Genomic DNA, 18033 nt, shown 5'->3' on the forward strand with positions numbered 1-18033 from the left:
CAGACGCGGGGCTAAAGCTGCTGCATCATCTTGCGCACGCCGGCAACATGCCGTCGGCTGACGATCAACGCATCGCCGTTAAGGCCTTTCAGGAATAGCTGAAAATGACCCAGGGGCGTGCGTTGCAGGCGTTCGATTCGCTCGCGGGCCACCAGCGCGTTGCGGTGGATACGCACGAAGCGGTCGCCGAACTCATCCTCAAGCGCCTTGAGCGGCTCATCAAGCAACACTTCGCCGCCTTGGTGGCGCAAGGTCACATACTTGTGATCGGCAATAAAATAGACCACCTCGCCCAGAGGGATCAGCTCAATGCCTTTGCGTGTACGAGCACTGATATGGCTGCGTGGCCCATTACCACTTTGGGCGGCTGGCTGAGTGAGTGCGGCGAGCTGCATGCGGGTTGGGCGTTCGGCCTTTTTCAGGGCCTTGAGCAATGCTTCGCCTACCACCGGCTTGATGAGAAAGCTGACTCCGCTGTCTTCCAACGTCTGCGCAGAAAACTCTTCGCCCGTTGCACAGAACACTACGGCCGGTGGGGACTCTCGCTCGCTCAGTCGGGCGGCAACTTGCAGGCCGTCAAGGCCCGACATACGGATATCGAGCAACACGACATCAGGCTTGAGGCTGTCGATCAGCGTCAACGCCTCTTCGCCCGTGGTGGCGCTCGGCTCTAATACTGCATAACCCTCGAGTTCACTGACCAGACGGCTCAGTCTTTCGCGGGCTTGGGGTTCGTCATCAACGATCAGGACATTCATATTGCGCTGGATTCCTGCGTGAGTCTCGCACAAGGATAGCGTAGACAGGTGCGGTGACGTGCGTCACAGCGATCCACGCTAAGACTAGCGCGAGCGGCAAAAAGTGCCCTGAGAGTGGCACCCAAATTTACCCGGACCTGTTCAATAGCGCCCAAGACCTGCTGCCTTCGGGCGTCGTAGTAGGGTTTGCTGATACACAATCGAATACCCCCCCTTTTCTAATGGATAGTCTGGGCTATGACCGCATCACCCGACTTTGGTGCATTCACACACTATCAGTCCAACTGTAGACGCTCGCTGAGACGACATTGCTGAATCGGCAAATATCGTTTCAATAAGCCCCTGTACCCAGTCTCGTCCTGGACGCGGTCGGCGGCAAGGCACTTAGCCATCCTTGGAGTAAATAAAAATGCCGACGACCCGCAGCCCCGCCTCCACGGGCAACCCTGTTATCATCGCCGGCACAACTTCATGCCTCTTTATTAAGCAGATCACGAGCGAATCCATGAGCACCGACAAGACCAACCAGTCCTGGGGCGGCCGCTTCAGTGAACCCGTCGACGCCTTCGTCGCCCGCTTCACCGCCTCCGTCACCTTCGACCAGCGCCTGTACCGCCACGACATCATGGGCTCCATCGCCCACGCGACGATGCTGGCCAAGGTCGGCGTACTGACCGACGCCGAGCGCGACAGCATCATCGACGGCCTGACCACCATTCGTGGTGAGATCGAAGCTGGCACGTTCGACTGGCGCGTCGACTTGGAAGACGTGCACATGAATATCGAGGCGCGCCTCACCGACCGCATCGGTGTGACCGGTAAGAAGCTGCACACCGGCCGCAGCCGTAACGACCAGGTGGCCACCGACATCCGCCTGTGGCTGCGTGATGAAATCGACCTGATCCTGTCCGAAATCACCCGCCTGCAGAAAGGTTTGCTTGAACAGGCCGAGCGTGAATCAGACACCATCATGCCGGGCTTCACTCACCTGCAGACCGCCCAGCCCGTGACCTTTGGCCACCACCTGCTGGCCTGGTTCGAAATGCTCAGCCGCGACTACGAGCGCCTGGTGGATTGCCGCAAGCGCGCCAACCGCATGCCCTTGGGCAGCGCCGCGCTGGCTGGCACCACCTACCCGATCGACCGCGAGTACACCGCGCAGCTGCTGGGCTTCGATGCCGTCGGTGGCAACTCGTTGGATGGTGTGTCGGACCGTGACTTCGCCATTGAATTCTGCGCGGCGGCCAGCATCGCGATGATGCACCTGTCGCGCTTCTCGGAAGAGCTGGTGCTGTGGACCAGCGCGCAGTTCCAGTTCATCGACCTGCCGGACCGCTTCTGCACCGGCAGCTCGATCATGCCGCAAAAGAAAAACCCCGACGTACCAGAACTGGTACGAGGCAAAAGCGGCCGTGTATTCGGCGCGCTGATGGGCCTGCTGACCCTGATGAAAGGCCAACCCCTGGCCTACAACAAGGACAACCAGGAAGACAAAGAGCCGTTGTTCGACGCCGCCGACACCCTGCGCGACTCGCTGCGCGCGTTTGCCGACATGATCCCGGCGATCAAGCCCAAGCACGCGATCATGCGTGAAGCGGCACTGCGTGGGTTCTCCACCGCGACCGACCTGGCGGACTACCTGGTGCGCCGTGGCCTGCCGTTCCGCGACTGCCACGAAATCGTCGGCCACGCGGTGAAATATGGCGTAGACACCGGCAAGGACCTGGCGGAAATGAGCCTGGAAGAACTGCGCAAGTTCAGCGACCAGATCGAACAGGATGTGTTTGCCGTGCTGACCCTGGAAGGCTCGGTGAATGCCCGTAATCACATCGGCGGTACTGCGCCGGCGCAGGTGAAGGCAGCTGTCGTGCGCGGCCAGGCCTTGCTCGCCAGCCGTTAAAAGCTTCGCGAGCAAGCCCGCTCCCACACTTGACTGCATTCCAAAAGTGGAACGCGATCAAGTATGGGAGCGGGCTTGCTCGCGAAGGCTTCACCACAGGCACCTACCCTCTATTTCTTGGCAGCAATCATCGCCATAAACGCGGGCATTGCAGCCTCCCGGTCCGCCGCTACTTTCTGAGCGTTGGGCATAGCATGCAGTCTTTCCAGCAACGCTTTGGCCGCCGGCATCTCTGCCAGCAAATCCATTCCAAACAGCTTCTCGCCCACCGCACAGGCGAGGTTCACGCTGTACATGAAATACAAATCCGCAATCGTGAAATTATCCCCCGCCACAAACGGCGCGAACTTGCCGTGCCTGCCCAGCGCACTCAAGCCCAATAGCAATTCGGCCTTGGACTTCTCCTTGATCGCCTCCGGCACCGGCATACCAAAAAACGCTTCGGCAAAACACGCCCGCGCGGGCAGCTCGATATACAACTCGATTTCCCGGCATAGTGCCAGCACCTGTGCACGCTGGAACGGCTCGGCCGGCAGCAGTGCAGGCCCTTCCTGGGTGTGCTCGATGTATTCGAGGATGACACTGGTCTCATTGATAAAACCCTGTTTAACGCCCAACACCGGCACTTTGCCACGCGGGCTGGCTGCCAGGGCTTCGGGCGTTTGCCCGGCATAAAAAGGCACCTCTTCGAACGGCAGCCCTTTCTCCAGCAGCGCCAGTTTGACCATGTTGTAGTAGTTGCTGACCGAGAATCCGTAGAGCTTGAGCATTGCGGTTGCCTCCGTGCCGGGAATGGGGTTGGCTGCAAGCGTTATAGCTCCCCGTGCCGGGCCTTGCCAGCAGCATCACCGGCTTGAATGGGGGTAGACTGGCGCCCTTTCCTAGAGGAGCCTGCCATGAGCGAGCCGACCGATATCGACAACGACGAAGAAGAATTCACTGAAACCACCCTGATCGAAGCGATCGAAAACCAGATCGAGAGCGAAAACCCACCCGCCGCCAAGGCAACGTTCAACAAGCTGACCCTGGTGGGTTATGAGCGTGAAGAGATCCTGCAACTGATGGCCCACGTGCTCGCTGTCGAGATTGATGCCCTACTGGAAGAGGACCGTGCTTTCAATACCGAGTGGTATGAAACTGCACTGCGTGCACTGCCCGAATTGCCACCCGAAAAGCAATAAATCCAACACGCAGCAACACACTGGACAGTTCGGCAAAGTGCGTTCACCTTATGGCCTGCTAGCCTCTAATAAATTCTTAGAAAGTCTGGAGTCCTTATGTCGTTTACCCCTGAGTTGGTTGCCGAACTGGAAATCCTTGTACTCTTCAGCCTGGATAGCACCCAGGAAGGTCTGAAAGTCCATCAGACCGCTGCCCCTACTGCCATCGCCGCTGCCAAGCGCCTGTTCGAGAAAGGACTGATCGATCAGAAAGACGGGGGCTACCTGACCCCACTTGGTCGGGATGCCGCAGAACAAGCTAAAACCCTGCTGACCATCCTGACCACCGTCAACGCCAAAGAAGCCGCCTGATACCCGATACGCCCATGGAGTCCGCCACTTGCGGATTCCATGGGCGTTGCTGCGCAAGTGCGAAAATTCTGACGTCAAAAACCATTTCTCGCTAAACCTCCTACGCTACTGGCTGTAAACTCCTACATGGCCGCCCACGTCGGGCTCTGCGAGCCACCGACTTCGACATGACCCGCACCCATGAAATCCGCCCCGACCTGGAAGAAGGCATCGACCGCAAGGTACTGGCCCAATTGCGTGCGCGGTTCATGGCCCTCAACGAAGGCCGCATGGCGCGGGCCATCGAGGGGCTGACGCCACGCCAGCAAAGCGTGTTGACCCTGTTGCCGCTGTTTTTCCACGTCAACCATCCGCTGCTGCCGGGCTATGTGTCGGGCAGTACCCCGGCTGGATTATCCAACTTTGAGCCCGACGCCCAGGCCCTGACAGAAGCCCAGCGCCTCACCCGTTCGTTCTCCTACAAACCGCGCCACGGCAACCCGCCACGTCCGATTCACGGACTGTTTCTGATGGGCAGCCTCGGCACCCTGGCCCAAGCCGACCAGAGCGATATGGACGTGTGGGTCTGCCACGCGGCGGACCTCAGCGAAAATGAACTGGCTGAACTGCGCAAGAAATGCCAACTGTTGGAAGCCTGGGCGCTGACCATGGGCGCCGAGGCCCACTTTTTCCTGATCGAGCCGACACGCTTTGTGCTCGGCGAGCGCGACACCCAGCTCAGCTCGGAAGACTGCGGCACCACCCAGCATTACCTGCTGCTGGACGAGTTCTACCGCACCGCCATCTGGCTGGCCGGGCGTACGCCTATCTGGTGGCTGGTGCCGGTGTATGAAGAACCCCGCTACGCCGAATTCACCCACACGCTGATTTCCAAGCGCTTTATCCGCGCCGATGAAACCCTCGATCTTGGCCATCTGGCACGGATTCCCCCAGGCGAATTCATCGGTGCCGGGCTGTGGCAATTGTTCAAAGGCATCGAGTCCCCCTACAAATCGGTGCTCAAACTGCTGCTGATCGAGGTCTACGCCAGCGAACACCCTAACGTGCAGTGCCTGAGTCTGCGCTTCAAGCGGGCGGTGTTCGCCAACCAGATGGGCCTGGATGAGTTGGACCCCTACATCGTGGTGTACCGCCGCATCGAGGAATACCTCAAGGCCCGAAACGAGCCCGAGCGTCTGGAGCTGGTGCGGCGTGCGCTGTACCTGAAGGTCAACTGCAAGCTCACCGCTGGCCAGCGCAACACCAGTTGGCAGCGCTTGTTGCTCGAACGCCTGGCACATGAGTGGGACTGGGACCAGCGCCAACTGGCACTGCTGGACAGCCGCAGCCAGTGGAAAGTGCGCCAGGTCGCCTCCGAGCGTCGCGCCTTGGTCAACGAGCTGAATTACAGCTACCGCTTCCTGACCCAGTTCGCCCGCACCGAGCAGACCGTCAGCCTGATCAACAAGCGTGACCTCAATGTGCTGGGCAGGCGCCTGTACGCCGCCTTTGAACGCAAGGCCGGCAAAGTCGAGTTCATAAACCCCGGCATCGCCCCGGACTTGGCCGAAGACACCTTGACCCTGGTGCAATCGCCCAACCGCAAGGAGCCCGGCCAGCACCACTGGGGTTTGTACAACGGCAACCTCACTGCACTGGAATGGGAACACTTCGCGCCGATCAAGCGCAGCCGTGACCTGTTGGAGATGCTCACCTGGTGCCACCGCAACGGCGTGATCGACAGCAGCACCCGCCTGGCCTTGCACCCCGGCACCAGCGACATGACTGAGTTCGAGTTGTTCAACCTGCTGGGCCGCTTGCAACAGACCGTCGCCCTGCCCTTGACCAGCGTTGTTGAAGAGCGCCTGCTGCGTTCGGCGGTGCCCGAGGAAGTGTTACTGCTGATCAACGTCGGCGTTGACCCGCTCAAGCACCACCGCGACCTGAATATCCTGATGACCACCGAGCGCACCGATTCCCTGAGTTATGCCGGCGTGCGCGACAACCTAGTGCTGACGCTGGACCAGGTCACGCTCAATAGCTGGAACGAAGTGATGGTCAGCCGCTACGACGGCCCCCACGCCCTGCTCGACTGCCTGCGCGACTACCTTAACCAGTTACCGCCGGACCACCTGCCACGGCTGCGAGTGCGCTGCTTCTGTCACAACCGTGCGCAGTTCATTGCCCAGCGCGTGGAAGAAATCTTCGACACGGCGCAGCACCTGCTGCTGGGTCAGTCCAATCATCGCTACCTGCTGCAAGTGCAGCAGCACTATCACGTGATGGAGTTGATGCCAGGCCAAGCCACCCACGTTTCCCTAGAGACCCAGGATGCGCTGATCACCTACCTCAGCGAAGAACTGGCCAGCTACAGCCCGCTGCATCTGGATGCCATGGCCTTGGAAGAGCACGACCTGGCGCTGCTGCTGCCAATGGGTATGCCCGATTGCGTGCAGGTGTTCTATCGGGTCAGCGAAGGCTCTGCCGAATTGTATGTGCTGGATGAGTTCAACGCACTCTGGCAACAACGTCTGCCGTTTCATGATGAGCAGAGCTTGCTGGCGCCGTTGCAGCGCTTTTTGCAGTCGATCATTTATCGACGGAATGCGTTGTCGCCATTGGACCAGCAAGATCCGCTGGGGGCCGTGCAAATCATGTATTACCAGCTATTGCCCTCCGGCAGCGGGCGCGCACGGAGCATCGAGCCTCGACCAGCACCGGTGAATCTGGCAAATAAACCGTTTTATGACGTGCAAGCCATTATCGGCAAGGCCGCGCCGGGCCAGGTGGGCATTACCCTGTATTGCAATCAGCGGGAATTTTCCGAACTGGAGTTTGGCGACCAGCTGTTTGCAGTGGTCGCCCAGCAAATCGTCGGGCAACGCCAGGAAACCGAGCGTTACCGCTGTTACATCACCGATCTGGACCTGTCCGGCCTGCTAGGTGATGTAAAAAGCCCGAGCAACCTTTACTTGCGTTACAAGGCCGAACTGGAGCTGTCGCTCAATGAGGCGCTGAGCCAGATTTAGAGCGACTCTGTTTTAAAGAGAGAAAGGGCCGCCGTCTTTGGGCTGGCCTTCCACGCTGAGCAATTCCAGCTTGAGGGTCTTGCCGCCGGGTGCCGGCCAGTCGATATGCTGGCCCACTTGCAGGCCAAGCAACGCACTGCCCACCGGCGCCAGGATCGAAATCTTGCCTTCGTCGGCGTTGGCGTCCTTGGGATAAACCAAGGTCAGGTGATAGTCCTTGCCGCTGCCTTGCTCGCGGCAATGCACGCTGGCGTTCATGGTCACGACACTTGCAGGCACTTCATCGTGGCCAACCACGTCTTCGGCGCGGTCGAGTTCGTGTTGCAACGCTTCGACACCGGGAAACTCGTCGCCCAAGCGGTCGATCAGTTGCTCAAGACGCTGCACGTCAAGACGGGTGAGGATGATGGACGGTGCGGTGGTCATGATTCAGGCAGACTCCTTTTTTCTGCACAAAAAAGCAAAACCCCGCCAGGAAAAGGCGGGGTTCTCACGGGCCTCGATGAGTTGAGGCGTACCCGGACACTACCACAGCGTCACAAATAAACAAGACGGCCTCAGGCGTGGGCCCGGCGCTGCTCAGCCTCGGCACAGATCACTCGGCGCCGCGCGTCGTCGGCAGAGCGCCATTCGCGGATGTCTTCCACATGTCGGAAGCAACCGAGGCAGACTTTCTGCTCGTCCAGGCGACACAAACTGATACAAGGTGACGGCACCGCCGGGCTGACATTGCTGAACAGCGGTTTCGGCGGGCGTACTGGGGCTGGCTGGCTCACTATCAGATCTCTTCGAAATCCAGATCGGCACCGGCTTGTTCCAAGACCAGGCGCGCGAGCATTTCGCTGAGCAGCTCATCGCTGCTATCGCACTGCCAGTTATTGTCTTCTTCGTTGAAATCGAAGTGAAAACCACCGGAACGCGCAGCCAGCCACAGCTGGCGCAGCGGTTCCTGGCGACTGAAGATCAACTGGGTGCCATTCTCGAACTTGACGGTCAGCACGCCGGCCGAGTTTTCAAGGTCCACGTCCAGGCCGCTGTCGTCGAAAATATCTTCCAACTTCTCCTGGGTCGAATCCACCAGGTCGTGAAAACGGGCTTCGGTCAAACTCATTGTGGCAACCTCAAAAGTGTCTGGTTTTGCTCAAGCGCCGCACGATACGGGCGAGCCCCGCCGATTGCAAAGGATACCGATTTCAACACGATTGACGGCGTGAAATATCCTCAAACAGCGTAGTGCGCTTCTCGACTATCTCGGCAAACCCCCGCCAGACGGGTATTCCGGCGCATAGGCAAGCTGGCAGGTGGTCGGTATACTCGGGCGCAATTAATGCATATTCAAGGATTTCGCCATGAAGCGCCTGATCTCTTCCCTTGCTGCGCTCGTCGCGGTCGCTTGCCTCGTTAGTGCCTGTGGTCAAAAAGGCCCGCTGTACCTGCCCGATGACAGCAAAGACCCGAATGAACAGGCGCAATCGTCGCAAAAACCAGCCAAAGCGCATAAGCACGATACCTATTAAGGGAACCTCATGGACGCTTTTAACTACCGGGACGGCGAGCTGTTCGCGGAAGGCGTGGCGTTGTCCGCGATTGCCCAGCGCTTTGGTACCCCGACCTATGTGTACTCCCGTGCTCATATCGAAGCCCAGTACCGCTCTTTCACCGACGCACTGAACGGCGTGCCGCACTTGGTGTGCTACGCGGTCAAGGCCAACTCCAACCTGGGCATACTGAATGTCCTGGCGCGCCTGGGCGCTGGTTTCGACATCGTGTCCCGTGGCGAGCTGGAACGCGTACTGGCTGCCGGTGGCAAGGCTGACAAGATCGTCTTCTCCGGCGTCGGCAAAAGCCGCGAAGACATGCGCCGCGCCCTCGAAGTCGGCGTGCATTGCTTCAACGTCGAGTCCACCGACGAGCTGGAGCGCCTGCAAGTCGTGGCCGCCGAGCTGGGCGTTCGCGCGCCGATCTCCCTGCGCGTCAACCCGGACGTTGACGCCGGTACCCACCCGTACATTTCCACCGGTCTCAAAGAGAACAAGTTCGGCATCGCCATTGCCGACGCCGAAGACGTATACATCCGCGCCGCGCAGTTGCCGAACCTGGAAGTATTGGGCGTCGACTGCCATATCGGCTCGCAACTGACCAGCCTGCCTCCATTCCTCGATGCGCTCGACCGCCTGCTGGCGCTGACCGACCGCCTCGGCGAGTGCGGCATCTACCTGCAACACATCGACCTGGGTGGTGGTGTGGGCGTGCAGTATCGCGACGAGGAGCCGCCGCTGATCGGCGATTACATCCAGGCTGTGCGCGAGCGCACTGAAGGTCGCGGCCTGACCCTGATGTTTGAGCCGGGCCGTTATATCGTCGCCAACGCAGGCGTGCTGCTGACCCAGGTCGAGTACCTCAAGCACACCGAGTACAAGGACTTCGCCATCGTCGATGCGGCGATGAACGACTTGATCCGCCCGGCGCTGTACCAGGCCTGGATGAATGTCACCGCCGTGACGCCTCGCGCAAGCGAAGCCCGCGCCTATGACATTGTCGGTCCGATCTGCGAAACCGGCGACTTCCTGGCCAAGGATCGTCAGCTTGCGCTGGAGGAAGGCGATCTGCTGGCCGTGCATTCGGCCGGTGCCTACGGGTTTGTCATGAGTTCCAACTACAACACCCGCGGGCGTTCCGCCGAGGTGCTGGTGGACGGTGAACAAGCGATTGAAGTGCGTCGCCGCGAGACGGTAGCCGAGTTGTATGCTGGCGAAAGCCTGCTGCCGGAGTAAGCCATGCTGCTGCGTTTTACCAAGATGCACGGGCTGGGCAATGATTTCATGGTCCTCGACCTGGTCAGCCAGCACGCGCACATCCTGCCCAAACACGCTAAACAGTGGGGCGACCGTCATACTGGCATTGGTTTCGACCAATTGCTGCTGGTGGAAGCACCGACCAACCCGGAGGTGGATTTCCGTTACCGGATCTTCAACTCCGACGGTTCCGAAGTGGAACAGTGCGGCAATGGTGCGCGCTGCTTCGCGCGCTTTGTGCTGGACAAGCGCCTGACCGCCAAGCGGCAGATCCGCGTTGAGACAAAAAGCGGCGTGATCGAGCTGGACATCCGCAGCGACGGCCAGATCAGCGTCGACATGGGCGCGCCACGCCTGGTGCCAGCGGACATTCCGTTCCAAGCCACCGAGCAAGCCTCCAGCTATGCCGTTGAGGTCGACGGTAAGATCGTCGACCTGGCCGCCGTGTCCATGGGCAACCCCCATGCCGTCCTGCGGGTCAACGACATCAACACTGCGCCCGTGCATGAATTGGGGCCGAAGATCGAACACCACCCGCGCTTTCCGGCACGGGTCAATGTGGGCTTCCTACAGGTGATCGACCGTTCCCGCGCGCAGCTGCGTGTGTGGGAACGCGGCGCCGGCGAAACCCAAGCCTGCGGCACTGGCGCCTGCGCCGCTGCCGTAGCCGCGATCAGCCAGGGGTGGATGGATTCGCCGCTGTTGATCGACCTGCCCGGTGGACGTTTGTCCATCGAGTGGGCAGGCCCTGGCCACCCGGTGATGATGACCGGGCCGGCTTCGCGCGTATACGAAGGACAGGTCCGTCTATGAGTGAGCCAAGCCAATGACCGATAAGCCTCAAGTACCCGCACACGCTACCCCGAGCGACAGCCTGGAGGCCGCTGCCGTCGCGGCGTACCTTGAGGCTAATCCGGACTTCTTCGTCGAACACGAAGAACTGCTGCCGGCCCTGCGCATCCCCCACCAGCGCGGCGACACCGTGTCGCTGGTGGAGCGGCAGATGAAGATCCTGCGTGAGCGCAATATCGAAATGCGCCACAAGCTTTCGCACCTGATGGACGTCGCCCGCGACAACGACCGCCTGTTCGACAAGACTCGCCGCCTTATTCTTACGCTGATGGACGCCACCAGCCTGGAAGAAACGGTGATCGCCGTGGAAGACAGCCTGCGCCAGGACTTCCAGGTGCCCTTTGTCAGCCTGATCCTGTTCAGCGACAACCCGATGCCGGTAGGTCGTTGGGTCAGCGGCAGCGAAGCACAAACGGCGATTGGCGGCCTGCTCTCCGAAGGCAAGACCATCAGCGGCACCTTGCGCGAGCATGAGCTGGACTTCCTGTTTGGCGCCGAACAGCGCCAGCAGATCGGCTCCACCGCTGTGGTCGCCCTCAGCCATCAAGGCTTGCACGGCGTGCTGGCGATCGCCAGTCGCGACCCTCAGCACTACAAGAGCTCAGTAGGCACGCTGTTTTTGACCTACATCGCCGAAGTATTGGGCCGCGTCTTGCCGCGCTTCACCACCGCCCTGCGCGCGGTGCGCTAGCCATGGAACGGCAACTGGACGCTTACTGCGCTCACCTGCGCAACGAGCGCCAGGTGTCGCCTCACACCCTGGAAGCTTACCGGCGGGACTTGAACAAGGTCCTGGCGTACTGCGAAAAACAACAGATCAGCAGCTGGAAGGCCCTGGATATCCAGAGCCTGCGCAGCCTGGTCGCGCGCCTGCACCAGGCGGGCCAATCTTCGCGCAGCCTGTCGCGCCTGCTCTCGGCCGTCCGCGGGTTTTATCATTATCTGAACCGTGAAGGCCTGTGCGACCACGACCCGGCCAATGGCCTGTCGCCCCCCAAGGGCGAACGGCGCCTGCCCAAGACCCTGGACACCGACCGCGCCCTGCAACTGCTCGATGGTGCCGTCGAGGATGACTTCCTGGCCCATCGCGACCAGGCGATCCTGGAGCTGTTCTATTCCTCAGGCTTGCGCCTCTCGGAGCTGACCGGCCTGAACCTGGATCAACTCGACCTCGCCGACGGCCTGGTGCAAGTGCTCGGCAAGGGCAGCAAGACCCGAGTGCTGCCCGTAGGCCGCAAAGCGCGGGAAGCCTTGCAGTTGTGGCTACCGCTGCGCCTGTTGACCAACCCGGCGGACGACGCGGTGTTTGTCAGCCAGCAAGGCCGCCGCCTGGGGCCACGGGCGATTCAAGTGCGGGTCAAGGCGGCGGGTGAGCGCGAATTGGGGCAAAACCTGCACCCACACATGCTGCGACACTCCTTTGCCAGCCATATGCTGGAATCGTCTCAAGACTTGCGCGCAGTTCAAGAGCTGCTCGGCCACTCTGACATCAAGACCACGCAGATCTACACCCATCTGGATTTCCAACACTTGGCAACGGTGTACGACAGCGCCCATCCACGGGCCAAACGCATCAAGGGCGGCGACTCATGAGTATCAAGCTGATCACCTTCGACCTGGACGACACGCTCTGGGACAACGTACCGGTCATCATCAGCGCCGAAGCGTCGATGCGCGAATGGCTGGCCACCCACGCGTCCAAGGTCGGCGACCTGCCTCTGGAGCATTTCGCCACTCTGCGCCAACAGGTGCTGGAGCGTTATCCTGAGCTGAAACACCGTATCAGCCTCCTGCGCCACCGGGTGTTGATGCATGCATTTGAAGAGGCCGGTTATCCACAGCCTGAGGCCACGGAGATGGCGGACGTGTGTTTCGAAGCCTTCATCCATGCGCGGCACCAGATCACCCCATTCCCCGAAGCCGAGCCGATGCTGCAAGTGCTGCGCCAGCACTTTCTGCTGGGGGTGATCACCAACGGCAATGCCGATGTGCAGCGGGTGGGCTTGGCGGATTATTTCCACTTTGCGCTGCGTGCCGAAGACATAGGTATCGCCAAGCCGGATGCGCGATTGTTTCAGGAAGCGTTGCAGCGCGGTGGCGTGGACGCCAGCGCAGCGGTGCATATTGGCGATCATCCAGGGGATGACATTGCCGGCGCACAGCAGGCGGGGCTTCGGGCGGTGTGGTTCAATCCGACAGGCAAGGTGTGGGAGGGGGAAAAACGCCCGGATGCGCAGATTCGTAGCCTGACGGAGTTGCCAGCATTGCTGGATAGCTGGAACTAGCACAGAGCCGAATGTGGGAGCTGGCTTGCCTGCTCTCACAGAGTATTACGGCAGGCCGCGAATTTATTCCACCCATGAAAAAACCCGCAGCGACGGCGGGCTTTTCACGCAAGCATGCAATTGACCCTAGATAGGCCGGCTGCCGTACTTGTTATCAGGCTTCTTCGGCGGGTCTGCCACCACGTTAGCCTCGACTTCGACCACTTTGCCGCCTTTAGCGAGGAATTCTTCCATCGCACGGGCCAGGGCATCGCGCTCTTTGTTCTTGGCTTCAACGCTTGGCAATTCATCTACCGACACAGCTGCCTTGGCTTTGCCCTTGGCTGCTTTGACAGGTGCGTCATCGCCACCGTCATCACCTTCGTCAGCAACGTCTTCGACTGCCGCTTCAAGACCTTCCTCGGTCTCGTCGTCACCTACTTCGAGTTCGTCGTTTTCCAGATCATCGTCGCTCATGTTCTACCTCATGACTTGCGAAAAGCAGATTAGTTATAGCCCAGCTTCACCCTCTGTCGACGGCTGCCGGAAAAAAAATCAACATCCACCGGATAACCAGTGGCTTACGCCCCATCACCGTGCAAGGTGGCGAGGACTTTACGAGCACCGCCATGATCACGGTGCTCGCCCAGATAAACACCTTGCCAGGTCCCTATCGCCAAGCGGCCGGCCTGCACCGGCAAACTCAGCTGGCAGCCCAGCAGACTGGCCTTGAAATGCGCCGGCAGATCATCCGGACCTTCGTCGTTGTGTTCGAACCCTGCACGCCCTTGCGGCACCAGCGAGTTGAAAAAACGTTCGAAGTCACGGCGAACCGCCGGGTCGGCATTCTCGTTGATGGTCAACGAGGCCGAGGTGTGCTGCAGCCACAAATGCAACAAGCCCACGCGACAGGCCTTCAATCCAGGCAAGCCGGCCAGCAACTCATCGGTCACCAGGTGAAAGCCCCGGGGCTTGGGCCGCAGAGTAATCAAGGTCTGTTGCCACATACAGTTCTCCGCCTATCGGCGCGCATTCTAGCGTGCTCTGGGAAAAAACAAAGTGCCGAATACGCCTACATGCCTGTAAGACATTGGCACGCTGAAAAGCGCCTTGTGTATCCCATCACAAACGCTGCGTAAAAACCGGTACAGCTTGGTATGACTGACAAACTCCAGGCAAAAAAATGCCCGGCAAGCCGGGCATCTTTTTTCGCGTAATTACAAGTTGTAACCGCGCTCGTTGTGTTGCGCCAGGTCGAGGCCGACAGCCTCTTCCTCTTCGGTCACCCGCAAGCCCATGACCATGTCCAGCACCTTGAGGATGATGTAGGTCACGATAGCTGTGTAGATCACGGTGAAACCTACACCTTTGCACTGGATCCAGACCTGTGCAGCCACGTCAGTCACGGTGCCGAAGCCGCCCAGTGCCGGGGCTGCAAACACACCGGTGAGGATCGCACCGACGATACCGCCGATACCGTGCACGCCGAACGCGTCCAAGGAGTCGTCGTAGCCCAGCTTGCGCTTGAGGCTGGTGGCGCAGAAGAAGCAGATCACACCGGCGACTAGACCGATCACCAGGGCACCCATCGGGCCGACAGTGCCGGCAGCTGGGGTGACTGCAACCAAGCCAGCCACTACACCCGAGGCGATACCCAGTGCGCTTGGCTTGCCGTGGGTGATCCACTCAGCGAACATCCAGCCCAGCGCCGCAGCAGCGGTAGCGATCTGGGTAACCAGCATCGCCATGCCGGCGGTGCCGTTGGCGGCAGCAGCGGAACCGGCGTTGAAGCCGAACCAGCCCACCCACAGCATGGCCGCGCCGATCAGGGTGTAACCCAGGTTGTGCGGTGCCATTGGGGTGGTCGGGAAGCCTTTGCGCTTGCCGAGCACGATGCACGCCACCAGACCCGCCACACCGGCGTTGATGTGCACCACGGTGCCGCCAGCGAAGTCCAGCACGCCCCAGTCCCACAACAGCCCACCGTTACCGCTCCAGACCATGTGCGCGATTGGCGCATAGACCAGGGTGAACCAGATAGCCATGAAGATCAGCATCGCGGAGAACTTCATGCGCTCGGCGAAGGCACCGACGATCAGCGCCGGGGTGATGATGGCGAACGTCATCTGGAAGGTGATGAACACGGCTTCCGGAAACAGTGCCGCAGGCCCGGTGATGCTGGCCGGGGTAACGCCCGCCAGGAACGCCTTGCCCATGCCGCCGAAGAAGGAGTTGAAGTTGACGACGCCCTGCTCCATCCCGGTCGTATCAAACGCGATGCTGTAGCCGTAGACGACCCACAGGATGCTGATCAGGCCGGTGATGGCAAAGCACTGCATCATCACGGAAAGAATGTTTTTGGAGCGCACCATACCGCCGTAGAACAGCGCCAGGCCTGGAATGGTCATGAACAGCACCAGCGCGGTGGACGTAAGCATCCACGCGGTGTCACCGGAATTGAGGACTGGAGCCGCCACTTCGTCTGCCGCCATGGCCAGGCTTGGCATTACGATGGACAACAGGGCTCCGAGCCCTGCGAATTTACGCAGAGTCATATTGTTTTCTCCTGGGGCGTTGGGGTTTGGCGGCTTAGATTGCGTCGGTATCGGTTTCGCCGGTACGGATGCGAATAGCCTGTTCCAGATTGACCACGAAGATCTTGCCGTCACCGATCTTGCCGGTGTTGGCAGCCTTGGTTATCGCCTCGATAACCCGGTCAAGATCCTTGTCGTCAATGGCGACATCAATCTTCACCTTTGGCAGGAAATCGACCACGTATTCCGCGCCGCGATACAGCTCGGTGTGACCCTTCTGCCGACCGAAGCCTTTGACCTCAGTAACGGTAATGCCCTGCACGCCGATCTCGGACAACGACTCGCGCACATCGTCCAACTTGAACGGCTTGATGATGGCAGTGACTAGCTTCATGAAAACTCTCTCCCGAATTGGTGGACTTGCCCCAGGAAAACAAACCCGTCTCAAGTCTAAGCGCAGTGCCTGGCTTTGTAACGCGTCGTCGCCTCGGCATTTGCCTTTGCGACGCCAGCGAACCACTGGTGACGAAACCTGTACCCCTGATCCGTCGGCGCACTGCATTCGTCACAGCGACTGCATCAGTGCATGGGTCATGATCGTCTAAGCAGAAACCTTGCCAGCTCCGTAAAAATGACTGAAATCAGTCCTTTGCCCACTTATGTCCACCTGCTGGGCCTAATGGCGGCGGCAATGCGCACAAAAACAGTGCGCCAGCGCCCAGCCCCCTGCGCGAAAAGCGTGCGTGCGCCGCCATGAAAAAGACTATAGACGCTGCGTGATACACTGGCGGCCAACAGTTTTCCGGAATATTTCCCATGCTCGCGCCCAAAGACCTCCTCGACGCCCTGAGCGGCCACGCCTCCCGCTTGTTCAACGGCGATACCCCGCTGCCTCGCAATGAGATCGAAAGCCAATTCAAGGCATTGCTGCAAAGCGGCTTCAGCAAACTTGATCTGGTCAGCCGGGAAGAGTTCGATAGCCAGATGGTGGTGCTTGCCCGCACGCGTGCGCGATTGGAGAGCCTGGAGGCTAAAGTCGCGGAGTTGGAAGCACGGTTGACGCCAGCGGGCGAATAACCGGCATCAAACCCTCCATGTGGGGCTTACCCGCCCTTGACCGGCGCCTGCTGAAAATACAATTCAGCTTTTTGCTGGTCGTGCTCGGTGGACGCTGCAACCAGCTTGCTGTGGCGTGGTGGGCCTTGCAGGAAATCGGCTCCGCCCTCGCCTTCGCCAACATGATCGCCTGTTCAATCGCGGCGGAAGTGCTCGCCCGGCCACTGCTGGGATGGCTGGGTGACAAGTACAACAAGATTCTGATCCTCAAGCTGGCCTCCCTGACAAGCGTGCTGACCGCGCTGCTGATGGTTGTGCTGTCCGCTACGCAGTTGTTCAACCCGTGGAGCGTCGGCGCCCTGATGCTGATCGGCAGTGCCGTCGCCGGCGTGAGGGACCCGCTGCAATCGTCGATTATTCCGTTGTTCGCGGGCGCCGATCAGGTCTCGCTCGCCGTTCGCACCAAAAGCATGCTGTCGTCCATTGCCAACTTGCTTGGCCCCGTCATCGCCAGCGCGCTGATTTTCGGTTTTGGAACCCTGCTGACTTTTACCGTCGACTGTTTTGCGATGCTGGGAGCGGCACTGTTGGTTGCAACGGTCCCAAGCCAGCTCGGCGCCAGTGCTCCGGATGAACAAGCGCCAACCTCCAACGGCTTCAGAATGATTTATTCGGGATTTAAGGCGGTCTATGGTGTGAAGGTCGAGTTCTACCTTGCGCTCGTGGCGATGCTCGTCAATTTTGCCCTGTTTCCGTTCTTTACCATCCTGCTACCGTTGTATGTGAAGACGGTTATCCAGTACCCGGTGACCTACCTCGGCCTGCTGGATGCGTGCTTTGGCCTGGGCATTTTGGCGGGCAGTTACAAGATCGTCGGCTGGTTGACCGAGCGGGTGCCGCGTGACTTGTGTGTCGCTGCGGGGTTTGCACTGTTGGGAGGCAATCTGTGGGTGGCAGGCACGCTCTCGTCGATATTCGAGGTACCGCTGGCGTTTTTCTGCGGCGGGGTAGGCCTGATGCTGATCAACATTCCTACCTCTGCCGTCAGGTTGCTGGCGACACCCAAGCAGCATCGCAATCGGATCTTTGCCACCGTGTCCTTCCTCTCCGCAGCCGCCAGCCCGCTGGGCAGTTTTGCCATGAACGGCCTGATCGCTCACCTCGGTGTCGCACTGACCATCACGTCACTGGGTGCGATGGTGCTGTGGTTGTCGCTACTTGTGTTCCTGATTCCCGACTTCCGCACATTCATGCGCTCCCCCGACACACAACTCAGCGATGCTTACCTGGATAAATATCCCGACGCCTTTGCGCGTTGATACGTCCTGTAAAAG

Annotated in this window: 21 protein-coding genes; 12 read left to right on the forward strand and 9 right to left on the reverse strand. The window is 60.0% G+C overall.

What is annotated here, in order from left to right:
- Window positions 1–11: 11 nt before the first annotated feature.
- Window positions 12–758, reverse strand: a complete 747-nt coding sequence (locus AACY36_RS04335; protein ID WP_339415128.1) for a LytR/AlgR family response regulator transcription factor — start codon at window positions 756–758, stop codon at window positions 12–14.
- A gap of 505 nt (window positions 759–1263) precedes the next feature.
- Between AACY36_RS04335 and argH the strand changes: the two genes are divergently transcribed.
- Entirely contained in the window at window positions 1264–2658 is a 1395-nt protein-coding gene (gene argH / locus AACY36_RS04340) for an argininosuccinate lyase (RefSeq protein ID WP_339415127.1), read from the forward strand.
- Between the two features lie 110 nt (window positions 2659–2768).
- Here argH and AACY36_RS04345 read toward each other — a convergent pair whose 3' ends face one another.
- Window positions 2769–3428 (reverse strand): glutathione S-transferase family protein, encoded by a 660-nt coding sequence (locus AACY36_RS04345; protein WP_339415126.1) that lies wholly within the window; start codon window positions 3426–3428, stop codon window positions 2769–2771.
- A gap of 126 nt (window positions 3429–3554) precedes the next feature.
- On the opposite strand from AACY36_RS04345, the gene AACY36_RS04350 reads away from it, so the two are divergent.
- The 3 genes from AACY36_RS04350 to AACY36_RS04360 all read left to right on the forward strand — a co-directional run bounded on the left by AACY36_RS04350 (window position 3555) and on the right by AACY36_RS04360 (window position 7198).
- Window positions 3555–3839 carry a hypothetical protein gene (locus AACY36_RS04350; RefSeq protein WP_065875446.1) on the forward strand — a complete coding sequence of 95 codons (285 nt, stop codon included), beginning with the start codon at window positions 3555–3557 and terminating at the stop codon, window positions 3837–3839.
- 96 nt (window positions 3840–3935) lie between these two features.
- Window positions 3936–4190, forward strand: a complete 255-nt coding sequence (locus tag AACY36_RS04355; protein WP_339415125.1) for a TIGR02647 family protein — start codon at window positions 3936–3938, stop codon at window positions 4188–4190.
- A 167-nt stretch (window positions 4191–4357) separates the two neighbouring features.
- Window positions 4358–7198, forward strand: a complete 2841-nt coding sequence (locus AACY36_RS04360; RefSeq protein ID WP_339428307.1) for a class I adenylate cyclase — start codon at window positions 4358–4360, stop codon at window positions 7196–7198.
- A gap of 12 nt (window positions 7199–7210) precedes the next feature.
- Here AACY36_RS04360 and rnk read toward each other — a convergent pair whose 3' ends face one another.
- From rnk to cyaY, 3 genes are all read right to left on the reverse strand, one after another.
- Window positions 7211–7624 carry a nucleoside diphosphate kinase regulator gene (gene rnk, locus AACY36_RS04365; RefSeq protein ID WP_314564452.1) on the reverse strand — a complete coding sequence of 138 codons (414 nt, stop codon included), beginning with the start codon at window positions 7622–7624 and terminating at the stop codon, window positions 7211–7213.
- Window positions 7625–7755: 131 nt separating this feature from the next.
- The gene (locus AACY36_RS04370) at window positions 7756–7974 is read right to left on the reverse strand and encodes a DUF1289 domain-containing protein (protein WP_082224400.1); all 219 of its coding nucleotides are present in this window, start codon (window positions 7972–7974) and stop codon (window positions 7756–7758) included.
- A gap of 2 nt (window positions 7975–7976) precedes the next feature.
- Window positions 7977–8309, reverse strand: coding sequence for an iron donor protein CyaY (gene cyaY, locus AACY36_RS04375; protein ID WP_339415123.1), 333 nt, complete (start codon window positions 8307–8309; stop codon window positions 7977–7979).
- 238 nt (window positions 8310–8547) lie between these two features.
- Here cyaY and lptM point away from each other — a divergent pair, with 238 nt between their 5' ends.
- From lptM to AACY36_RS04405, 6 genes are read left to right on the forward strand one after another with little or no spacing between them, the layout of a single operon-like run.
- A complete protein-coding gene (lptM, locus tag AACY36_RS04380; protein WP_017845169.1) occupies window positions 8548–8715 on the forward strand; it encodes an LPS translocon maturation chaperone LptM in 168 nt (55 codons plus the stop codon).
- 9 nt (window positions 8716–8724) lie between these two features.
- The gene (gene lysA, locus AACY36_RS04385) at window positions 8725–9972 is read left to right on the forward strand and encodes a diaminopimelate decarboxylase (RefSeq protein ID WP_339415122.1); all 1248 of its coding nucleotides are present in this window, start codon (window positions 8725–8727) and stop codon (window positions 9970–9972) included.
- A 3-nt stretch (window positions 9973–9975) separates the two neighbouring features.
- Complete coding sequence (gene dapF, locus AACY36_RS04390; protein WP_339415121.1) at window positions 9976–10806, forward strand: diaminopimelate epimerase; 831 nt, start codon at window positions 9976–9978, stop codon at window positions 10804–10806.
- A 13-nt stretch (window positions 10807–10819) separates the two neighbouring features.
- Window positions 10820–11536, forward strand: coding sequence for a DUF484 family protein (locus AACY36_RS04395; RefSeq protein ID WP_049710960.1), 717 nt, complete (start codon window positions 10820–10822; stop codon window positions 11534–11536).
- Between the two features lie 2 nt (window positions 11537–11538).
- Window positions 11539–12438: a tyrosine recombinase XerC gene (xerC, locus tag AACY36_RS04400; RefSeq protein ID WP_339496777.1), complete on the forward strand. Its 900-nt coding sequence runs from the start codon at window positions 11539–11541 to the stop codon at window positions 12436–12438.
- On the forward strand, window positions 12435–13130 hold the full coding sequence (locus AACY36_RS04405; protein WP_339428306.1) for an HAD family hydrolase: 696 nt from the start codon (window positions 12435–12437) through the stop codon (window positions 13128–13130). Before xerC ends, AACY36_RS04405 begins: the two co-directional genes overlap by 4 nt.
- Window positions 13131–13256: 126 nt before the next feature.
- Here AACY36_RS04405 and sutA read toward each other — a convergent pair whose 3' ends face one another.
- From sutA to glnK, 4 genes are all read right to left on the reverse strand, one after another.
- Complete coding sequence (gene sutA, locus AACY36_RS04410) at window positions 13257–13586, reverse strand: transcriptional regulator SutA (protein WP_339415119.1); 330 nt, start codon at window positions 13584–13586, stop codon at window positions 13257–13259.
- Between the two features lie 104 nt (window positions 13587–13690).
- Window positions 13691–14116: a secondary thiamine-phosphate synthase enzyme YjbQ gene (locus AACY36_RS04415; RefSeq protein ID WP_339415118.1), complete on the reverse strand. Its 426-nt coding sequence runs from the start codon at window positions 14114–14116 to the stop codon at window positions 13691–13693.
- Between the two features lie 210 nt (window positions 14117–14326).
- Window positions 14327–15664, reverse strand: a complete 1338-nt coding sequence (locus tag AACY36_RS04420) for an ammonium transporter (protein WP_049710955.1) — start codon at window positions 15662–15664, stop codon at window positions 14327–14329.
- Between the two features lie 34 nt (window positions 15665–15698).
- The gene (gene glnK, locus AACY36_RS04425; protein WP_002555808.1) at window positions 15699–16037 is read right to left on the reverse strand and encodes a P-II family nitrogen regulator; all 339 of its coding nucleotides are present in this window, start codon (window positions 16035–16037) and stop codon (window positions 15699–15701) included.
- A gap of 422 nt (window positions 16038–16459) precedes the next feature.
- Here glnK and AACY36_RS04430 point away from each other — a divergent pair, with 422 nt between their 5' ends.
- Together AACY36_RS04430 and AACY36_RS04435 are read left to right on the forward strand one after the other, a co-directional pair.
- Window positions 16460–16720 carry an accessory factor UbiK family protein gene (locus tag AACY36_RS04430; protein ID WP_339415117.1) on the forward strand — a complete coding sequence of 87 codons (261 nt, stop codon included), beginning with the start codon at window positions 16460–16462 and terminating at the stop codon, window positions 16718–16720.
- Window positions 16721–16737: 17 nt separating this feature from the next.
- Window positions 16738–18018 carry an MFS transporter gene (locus AACY36_RS04435; protein WP_339428304.1) on the forward strand — a complete coding sequence of 427 codons (1281 nt, stop codon included), beginning with the start codon at window positions 16738–16740 and terminating at the stop codon, window positions 18016–18018.
- The last annotated feature ends 15 nt before the right edge of the window (window positions 18019–18033 follow it).

Origin of the sequence: Pseudomonas sp. EA_15y_Pfl1_P101 (assembly GCF_963970835.1) — a bacterium.
GTDB lineage: Bacteria > Pseudomonadota > Gammaproteobacteria > Pseudomonadales > Pseudomonadaceae > Aquipseudomonas > Aquipseudomonas tritici.

Bases quoted from the DNA above. Each gene is read 5' to 3' on its own strand.
- AACY36_RS04420 (WP_049710955.1), bottom strand. From the start codon at position 15,664: ATGACTCTGCGTAAATTCGCAGGGCTCGGAGCCCTGTTGTCCATCGTA.
- AACY36_RS04430 (WP_339415117.1), top strand. From the start codon at position 16,460: ATGCTCGCGCCCAAAGACCTCCTCGACGCCCTGAGCGGCCACGCCTCC.
- lysA (WP_339415122.1), top strand. From the start codon at position 8,725: ATGGACGCTTTTAACTACCGGGACGGCGAGCTGTTCGCGGAAGGCGTG.
- sutA (WP_339415119.1), bottom strand. From the start codon at position 13,586: ATGAGCGACGATGATCTGGAAAACGACGAACTCGAAGTAGGTGACGAC.
- AACY36_RS04360 (WP_339428307.1), top strand. From the start codon at position 4,358: ATGACCCGCACCCATGAAATCCGCCCCGACCTGGAAGAAGGCATCGAC.
- AACY36_RS04395 (WP_049710960.1), top strand. From the start codon at position 10,820: ATGACCGATAAGCCTCAAGTACCCGCACACGCTACCCCGAGCGACAGC.
- AACY36_RS04345 (WP_339415126.1), bottom strand. From the start codon at position 3,428: ATGCTCAAGCTCTACGGATTCTCGGTCAGCAACTACTACAACATGGTC.
- AACY36_RS04405 (WP_339428306.1), top strand. From the start codon at position 12,435: ATGAGTATCAAGCTGATCACCTTCGACCTGGACGACACGCTCTGGGAC.
- rnk (WP_314564452.1), bottom strand. From the start codon at position 7,624: ATGACCACCGCACCGTCCATCATCCTCACCCGTCTTGACGTGCAGCGT.
- cyaY (WP_339415123.1), bottom strand. From the start codon at position 8,309: ATGAGTTTGACCGAAGCCCGTTTTCACGACCTGGTGGATTCGACCCAG.
- AACY36_RS04355 (WP_339415125.1), top strand. From the start codon at position 3,936: ATGTCGTTTACCCCTGAGTTGGTTGCCGAACTGGAAATCCTTGTACTC.
- lptM (WP_017845169.1), top strand. From the start codon at position 8,548: ATGAAGCGCCTGATCTCTTCCCTTGCTGCGCTCGTCGCGGTCGCTTGC.
- xerC (WP_339496777.1), top strand. From the start codon at position 11,539: ATGGAACGGCAACTGGACGCTTACTGCGCTCACCTGCGCAACGAGCGC.
- AACY36_RS04415 (WP_339415118.1), bottom strand. From the start codon at position 14,116: ATGTGGCAACAGACCTTGATTACTCTGCGGCCCAAGCCCCGGGGCTTT.
- glnK (WP_002555808.1), bottom strand. From the start codon at position 16,037: ATGAAGCTAGTCACTGCCATCATCAAGCCGTTCAAGTTGGACGATGTG.
- AACY36_RS04335 (WP_339415128.1), bottom strand. From the start codon at position 758: ATGAATGTCCTGATCGTTGATGACGAACCCCAAGCCCGCGAAAGACTG.
- dapF (WP_339415121.1), top strand. From the start codon at position 9,976: ATGCTGCTGCGTTTTACCAAGATGCACGGGCTGGGCAATGATTTCATG.
- AACY36_RS04435 (WP_339428304.1), top strand. From the start codon at position 16,738: ATGTGGGGCTTACCCGCCCTTGACCGGCGCCTGCTGAAAATACAATTC.
- AACY36_RS04350 (WP_065875446.1), top strand. From the start codon at position 3,555: ATGAGCGAGCCGACCGATATCGACAACGACGAAGAAGAATTCACTGAA.
- argH (WP_339415127.1), top strand. From the start codon at position 1,264: ATGAGCACCGACAAGACCAACCAGTCCTGGGGCGGCCGCTTCAGTGAA.